Raw genomic sequence first — 14538 nt, forward strand, 5'->3', positions numbered from 1 at the left:
CGCATTCACGAACGGAGACACCATGAGCACCCAGCCCGAAGAACACACCATGAAGCATCACAAGCGTCCCATCGCCGGCTACCAGGCGAAGACGTTTCTGTGGCAGGTGTCGGACGACGGCAAGGTCGGCACCATCACGCTGAACCGTCCCGAGCGCAAGAACCCGCTGACGTTCGATTCGTACGCGGAACTGCGCGATTTCTTCCGGTCGCTGGTGTATGCCACCGACGTCAAGGTGGTGGTGGTGACGGGCGCGGGCGGCAATTTCTGCTCGGGCGGTGATGTGCACGAGATCATCGGCCCGCTCACGAAGATGAGCATGCCGGAACTCCTGGACTTCACGCGCATGACGGGCGACCTGGTCAAGGCGATGCGGGCGTGCCCGCAGCCCATCGTGGCGGCGGTGGACGGCGTGTGCGCCGGCGCGGGCGCGATGGTGGCGCTGGCCTCGGACATGCGGTTGGGCACGCCGGCGGCGCGCACCGCGTTCCTCTTCACCCGTGTGGGTCTGGCGGGCGCCGACATGGGCGCGTGCACGCTGCTGCCGCGCATGATCGGCCAGGGCCGCGCTTCCGAGCTGCTGTACACGGGCCGCGCGATGACGGCGGACGAGGGCGCAAGCTGGGGCTTTTTCAATGCGCTGCACGAGTCCGGCAAGCTGCTGGAAGCGGCGCAGACGCTGGCGGCGCAGCTGGCCGCGGGTCCGACCTTTGCGCACGGCGTGACCAAGAAGCTGCTGCATCAGGAATGGAACATGGGCGTGGACGAGGCTATCGAGGCCGAAGCCGAGGCGCAGGCCATCTGCATGCAGACGCGCGATTTCCATCGCGCCTACGAGGCCTTCGTGGCCAAGCAAAAGCCTGTCTTCGAGGGGAATTGACGATGCGCGACGCAAGCTGGCTGGACTGGCCCTTTTTCGACGACGCGCATCGCAAGCTGGCGCATGAGGTCGACGCCTGGTGCGAGCAATCGCTGGGCGACGTGGACCATCACGATGCGGACGCGGCGTGCCGGAAGCTGGTCAAGGCCATGGGCCAGGCCGGGTGGCTGCGGTATGCGGTGGCGGGCGGTCCGGGCGGGGCCTGGGGCGGCGCGCTGCCCGAGGTCGATTCGCGCGCCGTGTGCATCCTGCGCGAGACCTTTGCCCGCCATGAAGGGCTGGCGGACTTTGCGTTTGCGATGCAGGGGCTGGGCAGCGGTGCAATTTCGCTGATGGGCTCGGATGCGCTGCGTCAGCATTACTTGCCGCGCGTGGCGCGCGGCGAGGCGATTGCGGCCTTCGCGCTGTCCGAACCCGACGCGGGCTCGGACGTGGCGGCGCTGGCGTGCGAGGCCAGGCTGGACGGCGACCATTACGTGCTGAACGGCGCCAAGACGTGGATCTCCAACGGCGGCATCGCGGATTTCTACTGCGTCTTTGCGCGCACGGGCGAAGCGCCGGGGGCGCGCGGCATCAGCGCGTTCGTGGTGGATGCGGATACGCCGGGATTCGAGGTGTCGGAGCGCATCGACCTGATTGCGCCGCACCCGCTGGCGACGATCACGTTCGACAACTGCCGCGTGCCGGCCACGCACCGGCTGGGCGACGCGGGGCAGGGATTCAAGCTGGCCATGATGACGCTGGACATCTTCCGCGCGTCGGTGGCGGCGGCGGCGCTGGGCTTTGCGCGCCGGGCGCTGGATGAAGGATTGGCGCGCGCCAAGACGCGCCGCATGTTCGGCCAGACGCTGGCCGACCTGCAACTGACGCAAGCCGCGCTGGGCGACATGGCGACCGCCATCGATGCCTCGGCGCTGCTGACGTACCGCGCCGCGTGGATGCGCGACGTGCAGAAGCTGCGCACCACGCGCGAAGCCGCGATGGCCAAGATGACGGCCACCGAGTCGGCGCAGACCGTGATCGACCGGGCCTTGCAGATGTTCGGCGGCGCGGGCGTGGTGTCGGGGATGCCGGTGGAGAAGCTTTACAGGGAAATCAGAGCGCTGCGTATCTACGAAGGCGCCACGGAAGTTCAAAAGTTGATCATCGCCCGTGAACTGCTGAAGGCGTAAAGGGGCCATCGAGCGCCTGCCTTTTGCAACGTAAACCGCATCGCACTAGCCAAGGGGAATTTTCATGGAAGTATCCGCCCACATCGACACCTTCGCCCGGGACAACCTGCCCCCGGGCGAACAATGGCCTGAGTTCCTGCTGGACGGCCCCGACGTGGCCTATCCGAAGCGTTTCAATTGCGCGGTGGAACTCGTGGATGCCATGGTCGGCCGCGGCCACGGCGACCGCGTGGCCTTGCGCTGGCGCCAGGACGGCAAGCAGGCGTCGATGACCTATCGCGAACTGGCGGCGCTGACCAACCGCATCGCGCATGTGCTGACCGAGGACATGAAGCTGGTGCCGGGCAATCGCCTGCTGTTGCGCGGGCCGAACAATCCGATGATGGCGGCGTCGTGGCTGGCCGCGATCAAGGCGGGCCTGGTGACGGTGCCGACGATGCCGCTGCTGCGTTCGAAGGAACTGAAGCAGATCATCGAGAAGGCGCAGATCCAGGCGGTGCTGTGCGACGTGCGCCTTAAGGACGAGGCGCAGTTCTGCGCGCAGCCGGACCACGAGAACCATTGCCCGGGTCTGGCGCAGGTCATGTATTTCAATGACACGGCAGCCGATGCGCTGGATACGCTGGCCGCCGGCAAGCCGGATACGTTCGAGGCCTGCGATACGGCGGCTGACGATGTGTGCCTGATTGCGTTCACCAGCGGCACGACGGGCGCGCCCAAGGGCTGCATGCATTTTCATCGCGACGTGCTGGCGATGTGCGATCTGTTCCCCAAGCATGTGATCAAGCCGGGGCCGGACGACATTTTCTGCGGCACGCCGCCGCTGGCGTTCACGTTCGGCCTGGGCGGGCTGCTGTGCTTTCCGCTGCGGGTGGGCGCCAGCACGGTGCTGGCCGAGAAGCTGTCTCCGGAAAGCCTTCTGGAACTGATCCAGGAATTCCGCGCAACGATCGTGTTCACGGCGCCGACCTTCTACCGGCAGATGGCGGCGCTGGTGGGAAAATTCGATCTGTCTTCGCTGAAGAAGAGCGTGTCGGCGGGCGAGGCGCTGCCGGATGCGACGCGCCAGCTCTGGAAGGATGCGACGGGGATCGAGATGATCGACGGCATCGGGGGCACGGAGATGATCCACGTGTTCGTGTCGAGTCCGCCGGAGTCGGTGCGCCGCGGCGCAATCGGCCGCGTGGTGCCGGGCTATGTGGCGCAGATCGTGGACGACGAGATGAAGCCGGTGCCCAATGGCACGGTGGGCCGCCTGGCGATCAAGGGGCCGACAGGCTGCCGTTATCTGGCGGATGATCGCCAGCGCCGCTTTGTGCAGAACGGCTGGAATCTGCCGGGCGATACGTTCGTGCAGGACGACGACGGCTATCTGTTCTATCAGGCGCGCAACGACGACATGATCGTGTCGGCGGGCTACAACATCGCGGGCCCGGAAGTCGAGGACGCGCTGCTGCGCCACGAGGCGGTGGCGGAATGCGGGGTGGTGGGCGCGATGGATGACGAGCGCGGGCAGGTGGTGAAGGCGTTCGTAGTGCTCAAGCCGGGCTTTGCGCCCAGCGCGGAACTGGTGACGGCGATGCAGACGTTCGTGAAGGCGAACATTGCGCCCTACAAGTACCCGCGCGCGATCGAGTTCGTGGACGCGTTGCCGCGCACGGAAACCGGCAAGCTGCAGCGCTTTGCGCTGCGCAAGATGGCATAAGCAGGCAATCGGCAACAAGGAAACATCATGGCAGCACCCTTCGTGAGTCAGGTAGAAGTCCGCTTCCGGCATTGCGACCCGGCGGGCATCGTGTTCTATCCGCGCTATTTCGAGATGATCAATGATTTCGTCGAGGAGTGGTTCGACAAGGGAATGGGGCTGCCATTTCATGCGCTGCACGTGGAGCGGCACATCGGCACGCCGATGGCGTCGGTAACGTGCGATTTCAGCGCGCCAAGCCGCTGGCACGAAAAGCTGCGCCAGACGCTTTCGGTGCAACGTATCGGCGGGGCGTCGTTCAAGGCGCTGGTGCGTTTTGAAGGGCCTGACGGGCAGTTGCGGTTGTCGGCAACGCTGACGATCGTGACGGTGGATCTGCGGACGATGAAGTCGATGCCGCTGCCCGCGGATCTGCGGGAACGCATGCAGGATTATCTGGCAACCGCGGCATAAGCGGGCGCCACCCTGTGGTTTGTTTATTTGATCAATAGGATGAGACGTTATGAAGATTCTGCAACCGCCGGATTGGATGGCGCCCCGGGGCTATTCGAATGGCGTGCTGACCGAGATGCAGGTGGGCAGCAAGCTGGTGTTCGTAGGCGGACAGGTGGGCTGGAACGGGCAGCAGCAGTTCGAGTCCGATGACTTCGCGGACCAGGTGCGTCAGGCGCTGCTGAACATCGTGCAGATCCTGGCCGAGGGCGGGGCGAAGCCGGAACATATCGTGCGGATGACGTGGTATGTGACGGACAAGAATGAATACGTGGCGGCTTATCCGGGTATCGGCAAGCACTACCGTGAGCTGATCGGCCGGCATTTCCCGGCGATGACGGCGGTGGAGGTTGCCGATCTGGTGGAGGATCGCGCGAAGGTCGAGATTGAAGTGACTGCAGTGGTGCCTGCGCAGTAACGCGTTATTCGGTTTGACGGTGTACCGAAGGTTCGCCGCTTTTGCTGCCCGGCCGGCACCGGGGGGCTGGAGCGGCGGGCCTTTGGTGCTTCTGGCTGCGTTTTTTTATTCGGCTTTTTGGCGGGTTTTGCTGAAGTGGTTGTCTGACACTCCCATGATCGTCAGGTCGTCAGGTGTCTGACACCCGCAGGAGACAATCGTCATTGCACGGCGGTAGTGGCCGGGTGTCTGACACCTTCATGATGCCCCGGTGCCGTTCTCCAGGTGTCTGACACCCGCAGGAGACAATCGTCATTGCACGGCGGTCGTGGCCGGGTGTCTGACACCTTCATGATGCCTCGGTGCCGTTCTTAAGACGCCCGGCGCGTCGTCGGCCTGGGGCGCGCGGGGCTACGATTGCGGTCCGGAGCCTTCGCTCCGGACTGCCCCGTTGTCATCTTCGTCAGCGCCTTCGGCGCTTCCTTCAGATTCCCTCGGGCGCATCTACACGCCCCGCGCACCCCAGGCCGCCGCCACGCCGGGCTCTGGCGGTTTCAGCTTGTCGCGCGTTGGGGCGAATTGAGTTCTTGAGGTTCTTGCCTGCGGTTGCTTCGGTATGAAGCAGCTTGCGTCGCCCGCCCCACTGCGGCCGCGCGGGCGGCCTGGTGGGGCTTACGCGGAGTCTTGCGGCTGACGGGTGCGCTGCGCGCTCGCGACGTGCGCGGTTTTAGTCACGTAAGACTGATTTAGGTGTCAGACACCGCAACTCATCATCCCGCCGCGCGCCGCGTCTCTCTCGGCAGTTCTCCAAAACGCTCCCGGTAATACTCCGAGAACCTGCCCAAATGCCCAAACCCCACGCTCAGCGCCACTTCCGTGACGCTCGCGTCCGGCTGGGTCTTGAACCGTGTCCTCGCCGCATCCAGCCGGAATGCGCGCAGCGCATTCATCGGCGTGGTGTTTCGGTGTTCCTGGAACAGCCGCGTGAGCGCGGTGGCGCTGGCGCCGGCGTGGCGGGCGATGTCGTTCAGGGTCAGGGGGGCGCCCAGGCGTTCGCGCATGAAGGTCTCGGCGATGCTGAGGCGGCGCGGGACGGTGTTGGGCTGGCCTGCGTGCGTTTGCCAGGTGTTGGGCTGGTTGTAGAGCAGGTGCAGGACCAGGGTGTCTTCCAGGTGTTCCAGCCACGCGGCGGGTGGGCGGCGGGCGCCGTCGTCCAGGGTGGGAAGCAGGTGGATGAGGCTGGTCATCATGCTGCGCCAGGCGGCGCCGATGGGGGTGTCCAGGCGCAGGGCAGGGCTGAAGTCCAGGGGGCCTGCGGCGGCGTCGCCGAAGGCGCGATGGCCCATGGCTTCCAGTTTGCCTCTTGGGATCTTGAGCAGCAGTTGTTCGCAGCCGGCCTCCCAGTGCAGACGCAGGCGGCGGTTGGGGGCGATGACGGCGGCGCAGTCGGGGTGGGCGTTGACGCCTTCGTCGCCGCATTCGATGCGGGCGCGGCCGCGTAGCGGCACCTGGACCAGCATGAAGTCCTGCAGGCGGTCGGGTTCGATGTGGACTTCGGCGCCGTAGCGCAACGTACAGACGGTCAGCGAGCCGAATCGGCCCCGGTTCAGCTCCGCGTCGACGCGCCCGCCTTTCCAGGTGAGGCGGTGGTCCTTCAGGGCTTCGGACACGCGCGCGCGGGTCTCATCCTGCTGCGTGGAGCTGAAGACGCGCCGTTGCAACAAGGGCGCCAGCTCGATTCGGGACCAGCCGTGCATGGAAGCCTCCGGGACGGGACCGATCCCGTATCTGGAGGCAGCGTAATGTAATCGGGCCGCATTGGGAATTAAGTGAATCCCGGATAAGGGTGGCGGTATTCGGATAGAGCCGGGGTGGACGCGGCCCTAATCTTGCCGGGAGGCGCCGTGCAGGGTGGTTGGCGCCTGTTGGAATGCAGACGCCGCGGCGCGTAAGCTGGGCGACTTGGATCGGCGGCATGCGTGTACCGACGGCAGACGGGTTCTGTCAGCTTTCCGCCAGCGCGGCTGGCGGCGAATACGGGGTGGCACATGAATCGAAATCGATGGAGCCGGCGCGCGCTGGCGGCGCTGGTTTGTCTGGGGGCGGTGGGGGGCGCGACGGGTGTGGCGTCGGCAGCGGACAAGGTGAAGGTGGGGCTGCTGACCACGCTGTCGGGGCCGGGCGCGGCGTTGGGCAACGAGATCCGGGACGGCTTCAATCTGGCGTTGCAGCATACGGGCGGCAAGCTGGGCGGTTTGACGGCGGAAGTGGTGGTGGCCGATGACCAGCAGAAGGCAGATACGGGGCGTCAGGCGGTGGAACGGCTGCTCAAGCGCGACCGTGTGAACGTGATGACGGGCATCGTGTTCTCGAATGTGCTGCTGCCGGTGATGCCGGCGATCCTGCAGTCGGACACGATCTATCTGAGCACGAACACGGGGCCCGAGAATTACGCGGGCGCGGGCTGTAATCCGAATTTCTTTGCGGTGGCCTGGCAGAACGAGGACATCCCGGCGGCGATGGGCAAGTACGCGGCCGACCAGGGCTACAAGCGCGTGGCGCTGATCGCGCCGGACTATCCGGGCGGACGCGAGTCGCTGAACGGGTTCAAGCGGCTGTACAAGGGCGGCGTGGCAGAGGAAATCTATACGCAGCTTGGCCAGCTGGACTATGGCGTGGAGATCACGCAGTTGCGCGCGAGCAAGCCCGATGCGGTGTTCTTCTTTTTGCCGGGCGGCATGGGCGTGAATTTCATCAAGCAGTTCAATGGGGCGGGCCTGTCCAAGGACATCGCGTTGCTGGCGCCGGGTTTTTCGGGTGACGAGGACACGATCGCGGCGGTGGGCGCGCCGATCAAGGGACTGCGCAACACGGCGCAATGGGCGGCCGAGCTGGACAATCCGGCCAACCGCAAGTTCGTCGAGGATTTCAAGAAGACGTACAACCGCAGCCCGTCGCTGTATGCATCGCAGGGCTATGACGCGGCGATGTTGCTGGACAGCGCGGTGCGGCAGACGGGCGGCAAGCTGGATGCCGAGTCGCTGCGTCCGGCGCTGCGCCGCGCGGACTTCAAGTCGGTGCGGGGCGATTTCAAGTTCAACCGCAACCAGTATCCGGTGCAGAACTATTACCTGCGCGTGGTCGAGGCGGACGCCAGCGGCAAGCTGTCGAACAAGCTGTCGGGCACGGTGCTGACCCAATACCAGGATCCCTTTGCCGCCGCGTGCCAGATGAAGTAGGCCGCCGGGCATCGCAACACAGGAGATACGCATGACAGAACGCATTTCGACGCGCGAGGTGACGATCGCCTCGCACGATGGCAAGTCCTTTGGCGCCTATCTGGCGGTGCCGGCTTCGGGCCGCGGGCCGGGCCTGGTGTTGTGCCAGGAGATTTTCGGGGTCAACGATTTCATGCGGCGCAGCGCGCAGCTGCTGGCTGAGGAAGGGTATGTGGTGCTGGTGCCGGATCTGTTCTGGCGCCAGCAGCCCGGCATCCAGTTGACGGACGGCGCGGCCGACATGCCGCGCGCCTTCGAGCTGTACAAGGGCTTTGACGTGGATGAGGGCATCAAGGACATCGCGTCGACGCTCGCGGCGCTGCGCGATTTGCCCGAGCAGGAGGGCGGGGCGGGCGTGCTGGGCTATTGCCTGGGCGGCAAGCTGGCCTATCTTGCCGCCTGCCGCACGGACGCGGATGTGGCGGTGGGTTACTACGGCGTGGGCATCGAAGACAGCCTGGAGGAAGCCGCCAATCTGCGCGGGCGTCTGGTGCTGCACATTGCGGAGCAGGACGGCTTCTGTCCGCCCGAGGCGCGCGCGCGCATCGTGGAAGCGCTGGGCGGCAAGCCGGGCGTGGAACTGTACGTGTACCCGGGCGTGGACCATGCGTTTGCTCGCACGGGCGGCGACCACTACGACAAGCCGTCGGCGTTGATGGCGCACCAGCGCAGCATGGCGGCGCTGCAGCGCACGATCGGGCCGGAATTCGATTATTCGTACCTCTGGGACAAGCATTGCGAATATGAATTCGGCACGCGCGACGTGGCCGCGACGATGGCGACGATGGTGGCCGAACCTTACGTGAACCACATTCCGACGATGACCGGCGGCGTGGGCCACAAGGAGCTGTCGCGCTTCTACCAGCATCATTTCGTGAACAGCAACCCGCCGGACACGCGGCTGGTGCCGCTGTCGCGCACCGTGGGCGCCACGCAGATCGTGGATGAGCTGCTGTTCTGCTTTACCCACACGACCGAGATCGACTGGATGCTGCCGGGCGTCGCACCCACGGGTAAGTACGTGGAGATCCCCCTGGTGGCCATCGTGAAGTTCCGCGGTGACAAGCTCTACCACGAGCACATCTATTGGGATCAGGCCAGCGTGCTGGTTCAGGTGGGCCTTCTGGACCCCAAGGGCCTGCCGACGGCCGGGCGCGAGACGGCGGCCAAGCTGCTGGACGAGACGCTGCCTTCCAACACGCTGATGGCGCGCTGGAAGGACAGCGAGAACAAGTAGGGAGACGACATGCCTTATACCGACGAACAACTTGCGGCCCTGGTGCGCGGCGACAGCGTGCATCGGAACCTGTACACGGATCCGGCCATCTTCGATCTGGAGATGCAGCGCATCTACGGCCGCGCCTGGATTTACGTGGGCCACGAAAGCCAGGTGCCAAAGACGGGCGACTATCACACGACGCGGCTGGGCGATCAGGACGTGCTGATGGTGCGCGCCGCCGACGGCCGCGTGCATGTGCTGTACAACCGCTGCCCGCACAAGGGCGCGAAGGTGGTGGCTGACGGCGAAGGCTGTGCCGGCAAGTTCTTCCGCTGTCCGTATCACGCCTGGACGTTCAAGCTGGACGGCAGCCATCTGGGCGTGCCGCTCAAGCAGGGCCTGGAAGGCACCTCGTACGATCCGGCGGATCCGTCGTTCTCGATGCGCCGCCTGCCGCGGGTGGAGAGCTACCGCGGCTTCGTGTTCGCCAGCCAGGCGGCCGACGGGCAGGCGCTGGTGGACTTCCTGGGGGGCGTGCGCTCGTCGATCGACAACCTGTGCGACCGTTCGCCCGTGGGCGAAGTGGAAGTGGCGGGCGGCGTCTTCCGCGTGATGCAGCGGTCGAATTGGAAGGTCTTCTACGAGAACCTGCACGACACGATGCACGCGCGGGTCACGCATGAATCGTCGTATGCGGCGGCGCGCGACGAGGCCAAGGAAATCGGCGAGATGCCGCTGGAACTGCACATCATGGATGGCAACGGCGAGCCCTACGAATTCTGGGAAAAGCTGGAGCTGCGCGCCTACGACAACGGCCACGGCTACATGGAGGGCATCTTCAATCCGGGCGCGGCCGAGCGCGATCCCGTGTCGCGCGCGCACTTCGAGTCGCTGACCGCCGCCTATGGCGAACAACGCGCCCGCGAGATCCTGGGCATGAACCGCCACAACACGGTGATCTACGGCAGCGGCTCGCCTCACACGGTGTTCCAGCAGTTCCGCGTGATCCGGCCGGTGGCCGTGGACCGCACGCTGATCGAGATCCAGACGTTCCGCTGCAAGGGCGCGCCGGAGGGCGTGTTCAAGCGCGCGATGCTGTATGCCAACGTGATCAATTCGCCGTCGTCCAACGTCATGCCGGACGACATCGAGCTCTACAACCGCTGCCAGGAAGGCAACGCGACGCGGGGCGGCGACTGGGTCAGCATGCACCGCTATCACGGCACCGACCGCGTCGACGCCGACGGCATGGTGTCCGTGAACGGCACCAGCGAATTGCCCATGCGCAACCAGTTCCGCGCATGGAAAGCCTACATGGAGGCCGGCGCAGGCAATGGCGCCGCTGCCGCGGCCAAGGGAGACGGCGCATGCTGCTAGATCTGGATTTCGACGTCGGCACCGCGAACCTTGCGCCCGCCGACGTGCCTGCCGATGCCTACCACCGCATCGCCCAGTTCCTGTACCGCGAGGCGCGGCTGCTGGACGAGCGGCGCTATGACGACTGGCAGGCGCTGTGGACCGAAGACGGCATGTACTGGATGCCGCGCAAGCCGGGCCAGGAAAGCCCGTACGACTACATCTCGTTGTTCTGGGAAGACCGCATGCTGCGCGATGTGCGCATTCGGCGCCTGGAACATCCGCGCAACTGGTCCCAGCAGCCGCCCACGCGCACTGTGCGGTTGGTGGGCGGCGTGCAGGTTGAGGGCGTGGATGCCGGCGGCAACCTGGTCGTGCATTCGGTCTTTCAGATGACCGAGTGGCGCAAGCGCCAGCCGCGGCAGCTGGCAGGCCGCTACACCCACAAGCTGGCCGCCGAGGGCGACGGCTGGCGCATCCGCATGAAACGCGTGGATCTCGTCAATTGCGACGATGCGCATGATGCGTTCGAGGTGTTCGTGTGATGAGCGCGGACGTGGCGGTGCTGGCGCTGCATTATCAGAACGATGTGCTGCATGCGGATGGCAAGATCCGCGTCGGGCTGGATGCCGACAGCGGGGCGCGCCAGCGCCTGCTGGACAACGCCGCCGCCTTGCTGGAAGGCGCGCGCTCGCATGCGCTGCCCATCGTGCACGTGCGCATCGCGTTCCGGCCCGACTACGCGGACCTGCTGCCCAACTGCGATATCTTCCGCAACGTGGCCAGGATCGGGGCGGTGCCGGAAGGGCAGTGGGGCAGCGCGTTCTATGACGGGCTGCAGCCGCTGGCGGGCAGCACGCGCGAATTCGTGGTCAAGCACACGCGCATCAGCGCGTTCTATGGCACGCCGCTGGAGGAAACCCTGCGGCTGCTGGGCGCGCGCCGGCTGGTGGTGGCCGGTGTGGCGACGCATTCGGTGGTGGAAGGCACGGTGCGTCATGCCGCCGATATCGGCTTTTCGGTCATGGTGGCCGAAGATGCCTGCGCGTCGGCCGACCCGGCGGTGCACGCGGCGTCGCTGGCCAGCATGCGGCTGATCGCGCAGACTGCGCCGGTGGCCGACGCGGTGCGCTGGGCCGCCGCGCCCAACTGACAAGGAACACACATGGACTTTTCAGGTTTCCCGGGCCTGGCGGGCAAGACCGCCATCGTCACCGGCAGCACTCAGGGGCTGGGCGCGGACATCGCGCGCGGCTTTGCCGCGGCGGGCGCCAACGTCGTGCTGGTCGGCCGCAATGCCGACGCGGGCCAGGCGCTGGCGCATGCGCTGGGCGAACGCGCGCTGTTCTGCGAAACCGACATCGGACAGGACGCGCAGATCCAGGCGTGCATCGATGCCGCGCTGGCGCGCTTTGGCCGGCTGGATTACCTGGTCAACAATGCTTGCCAGTATGCGGATCGCGGGCTGGCGTCTACCCGCGAGGAGTGGCATCGCACACTGGACACGAACCTGGTGTCGGCGGCCATCTTCACGCAGATGGCGGCGGCGCATCTGCCGCGCGGCGGCGTGGTGGTGAACCTGGGCAGCACGGGTGGAAAATTCGGCGCCGCGGGGCGTGCGCTATACCCGGCGTCCAAGGCCGCGCTGCTGCAGATCACCAAGAATTTCGCGGTGGAACTGGCGCCGTCGGGCGTGCGCGTGCTGGCGGTGTCGCCGGCCTGGACGTGGTCGCCGTCGGTCGAACAATTGTCGGGCGGATCCCGCCAGGCTGCCGATGCGGTGGCCGCGCATTTTCACCCGCTGGGCCGCGTGGGCTCCGGCGAAGAGATCGCCGCGGCGGTGTGTTTTGCGTGTTCGGACGCGGCATCGTGGATGACCGGCGTCGACATTCCGGTGGACGGCGGCTTCTCGGTCCTGGGCCCGGACCGCGGCATCTCGCCGCGCGTGTGGTTCAAGGAACTGATGCCGGACGACGGCGCCTGAGGTCAGGGTGGGCTGGATGGCAGCGCGGCGCCGGGCATCTTCGTGCCGCGAAGGTGTCTGACACCCTTGAGAGACCGCCGACGGCTTGTCGCGGAGTGGCCGGGGTGTCAGACACCTGGGTTCGAACGCCAGCGCCTAGCGAATAACGATCTCGCCTTCTTCCAGGCCGGCCTTGCCGCCCACCTGGTCTTCCAGGAACTCCTGCATCTTGTTGCCCAGCTGGATCTTCGTGCCGCTACAGAAGCGGCGCGTGGCGGCGATGGTGGCGTTCTGTTGGGGCAGCAGGTCGCGCGCCAACTGGGCTTCTTCGGTTTCCAGCCCGGCCAGATCGCCGATGAGCTTGGTGTGCGTGTTGCGCGCGCGCTCGACCACGTCGCCCGTGGCCCGTTGCGGATTGGCCTGCAGGAACATCAGCAGCTGCTCCAGCTTGGCCTTTTCCTCGTTCATCTTCAGGCGCTTGCGCGTGAGCGCCGAGCGCTTGATGTCCGCGTGCGGATCCAGGCCGGCCTGCACCAGCGTCGGGATGCCTGCCGGCGAGCCGATGGTGCCGGCGCGCACCGCCAGCAGGGCGCGGGTCTCGCCGCCCGTGATGGCGCTTTGCTGCGTGTTGGGCGGCCCGACATTCACGCTGCCGCCGGCGGCAATGCTGCATTGACGGATCTCGCGTTCGACGTCGATGTCCTGGCCCGCGCTGATGACGGCGTTCTCGATGAATTTGGCGCGCAGCGTGCCGCCGCAGACGATATGCGCGGTGCGCGCCGCGGCCGTGGCGTCGTGCACGGTTTCGGCCATGCCGATGATGCCGCCCTTGACGGTGACGCTGCCGCCGGCCTCGACCAGCGCGGCCTCGATGGTGCCGTTGACGACCACGTCGCCGGTGACGCGCACTTCCATCGTGGCGGCAATGTCGCCGCGCACTTGCAGGGAGCCTTCGAAGTTGATGTTGCCGGTGGACAGGTTGACGGCGTCCACCTCCACCATCGGATTGACCTGCACGCCATGGGTGATGATTGTCGGCGTGCCGGCGATGGCCGCGCGCAGCAGCAGGGGATTCTCGGGATCGACTTCGACGCCGGACAACTCCTTGGAGAACGGCGTGTCGGGCAGCTCTTCGGGCATCACCGGCTCGCCGAGCACGTTGGTGCCGTCCACGCCCGGCAGCGGCGGAATGCGGCGCATGAGCGGCGTGCCCGGCGACACGAGCAAGAGGCTGCCCAGGTCGCGGTAATCCACCTGGGCCAGTTCGTCGATGTCTTCGGCGCGCGGCTTCAGGCGGTCGAGCAGGCTCTCGAAGCGGGTGGGGGTGCCGCGCGTGGGCGGCGTGCCTTGCGCGGCCAGGATGGTCTCGGCACGCCCAAGCGCCACGGCCTCGGCCAGCGCGCTGTCCAGCACGCCGTGCACGATGCCCTGGTCGGCCAGCGCCTGGCGGACCGCTTCCAGCGTGACGGGCTTGCCGCCCTTGGGCGGATGCAGCGTCAGGGTTGCCGCCATGCGGGTCGCGTTCAGTTCGATGTCGAAGCTGCCGTCAACCACCTGGCCGACGGGGCTCTGCACGGGTTCGGCGGCCGTGCGGCACAGGTCGATGAAGGCGAGGATGGCGTGGTTGTCGAGCGCCTCGGCGCCCCAACCCTGCGCGGCAGCGGCGGCGACCAGGGCGTCCCAGGTCGGCAGGTCCGTGTTGATGAGCGGGGCGTCGGCTGCATCGGCGAGGGCGACGCTGGTGTCCTGGTCGTCCGGCTGTTCGCCGCCCTCTTGAGGGGCGGGCGCTGCGGCGGGCGCGGGCGCGGCCTCGGTGGGTTCCGGACGGGGTGGCGGCGTGTAGACCGCCGTCAGGACGTTGGTGTCGGCATCCAGCACCAGCTGGAGCATGTTTTCTGCGCCCATTTCACCCTCTCTCCGGTTCCGGCACGAACGGCCGGTTCAATCATTTGGTAATTGAACGAAATATTACGTCATATTCTTTGCAAGGACGATCTTTACCGGCCTGTAACACGCAAAATTTATCGTCCGCATGGCTTAGTCGTGTCCCCGATTTTCCCTGGGAAACCAGCGGCT

At 66.4% G+C, this 14538-nt stretch carries 13 protein-coding genes; 11 read left to right on the forward strand and 2 right to left on the reverse strand.

The features are described 5' to 3' along the window. Positions 1-22 precede the first annotated feature (22 nt). From V6V88_RS02480 to V6V88_RS02500, 5 genes are all read left to right on the forward strand, one after another. Positions 23-880 (forward strand): enoyl-CoA hydratase family protein, encoded by an 858-nt coding sequence (locus V6V88_RS02480; protein ID WP_062841618.1) that lies wholly within the window; start codon positions 23-25, stop codon positions 878-880. Between the two features lie 2 nt (positions 881-882). Next, entirely contained in the window at positions 883-2052 is a 1170-nt protein-coding gene (locus V6V88_RS02485) for an acyl-CoA dehydrogenase family protein (RefSeq protein WP_063953912.1), read from the forward strand. Positions 2053-2116: 64 nt separating this feature from the next. Then, positions 2117-3757 carry an AMP-binding protein gene (locus V6V88_RS02490; protein WP_056327449.1) on the forward strand — a complete coding sequence of 547 codons (1641 nt, stop codon included), beginning with the start codon at positions 2117-2119 and terminating at the stop codon, positions 3755-3757. Between the two features lie 27 nt (positions 3758-3784). After that, positions 3785-4210, forward strand: coding sequence for an acyl-CoA thioesterase (locus V6V88_RS02495; RefSeq protein ID WP_062841615.1), 426 nt, complete (start codon positions 3785-3787; stop codon positions 4208-4210). A 49-nt stretch (positions 4211-4259) separates the two neighbouring features. Continuing rightward, the gene (locus V6V88_RS02500) at positions 4260-4667 is read left to right on the forward strand and encodes a RidA family protein (RefSeq protein WP_056327445.1); all 408 of its coding nucleotides are present in this window, start codon (positions 4260-4262) and stop codon (positions 4665-4667) included. 749 nt (positions 4668-5416) lie between these two features. Here V6V88_RS02500 and V6V88_RS02505 read toward each other — a convergent pair. Then, positions 5417-6403: an AraC family transcriptional regulator gene (locus tag V6V88_RS02505; protein WP_338617616.1), complete on the reverse strand. Its 987-nt coding sequence runs from the start codon at positions 6401-6403 to the stop codon at positions 5417-5419. A gap of 291 nt (positions 6404-6694) precedes the next feature. Between V6V88_RS02505 and V6V88_RS02510 the strand changes: the two genes are divergently transcribed. From V6V88_RS02510 to V6V88_RS02535, 6 genes are read left to right on the forward strand one after another with little or no spacing between them, the layout of a single operon-like run. Beyond that, positions 6695-7885, forward strand: coding sequence for an ABC transporter substrate-binding protein (locus V6V88_RS02510; protein WP_062841613.1), 1191 nt, complete (start codon positions 6695-6697; stop codon positions 7883-7885). 31 nt (positions 7886-7916) lie between these two features. Then, the gene (locus V6V88_RS02515; RefSeq protein ID WP_338617619.1) at positions 7917-9161 is read left to right on the forward strand and encodes a dienelactone hydrolase family protein; all 1245 of its coding nucleotides are present in this window, start codon (positions 7917-7919) and stop codon (positions 9159-9161) included. Between the two features lie 9 nt (positions 9162-9170). Then, the gene (locus tag V6V88_RS02520) at positions 9171-10520 is read left to right on the forward strand and encodes an aromatic ring-hydroxylating dioxygenase subunit alpha (RefSeq protein WP_338617622.1); all 1350 of its coding nucleotides are present in this window, start codon (positions 9171-9173) and stop codon (positions 10518-10520) included. Then, positions 10511-11044 (forward strand): aromatic-ring-hydroxylating dioxygenase subunit beta, encoded by a 534-nt coding sequence (locus V6V88_RS02525; protein ID WP_128829871.1) that lies wholly within the window; start codon positions 10511-10513, stop codon positions 11042-11044. The genes V6V88_RS02520 and V6V88_RS02525 overlap by 10 nt, the downstream gene beginning before the upstream one ends. Further along, the gene (locus V6V88_RS02530) at positions 11044-11652 is read left to right on the forward strand and encodes a cysteine hydrolase (protein WP_062841609.1); all 609 of its coding nucleotides are present in this window, start codon (positions 11044-11046) and stop codon (positions 11650-11652) included. Before V6V88_RS02525 ends, V6V88_RS02530 begins: the two co-directional genes overlap by 1 nt. A gap of 12 nt (positions 11653-11664) precedes the next feature. Beyond that, positions 11665-12483, forward strand: a complete 819-nt coding sequence (locus V6V88_RS02535; protein ID WP_223574161.1) for an SDR family oxidoreductase — start codon at positions 11665-11667, stop codon at positions 12481-12483. A 135-nt stretch (positions 12484-12618) separates the two neighbouring features. Here the strand turns inward: V6V88_RS02535 and V6V88_RS02540 are convergent, their stop codons facing one another. Beyond that, a complete protein-coding gene (locus V6V88_RS02540) occupies positions 12619-14367 on the reverse strand; it encodes a FapA family protein (protein ID WP_223574163.1) in 1749 nt (582 codons plus the stop codon). Positions 14368-14538 lie beyond the last annotated feature (171 nt).

Source organism: Achromobacter sp. E1, assembly GCF_037039475.1.
In the GTDB taxonomy this organism is placed as follows: domain Bacteria; phylum Pseudomonadota; class Gammaproteobacteria; order Burkholderiales; family Burkholderiaceae_B; genus Achromobacter; species Achromobacter mucicolens.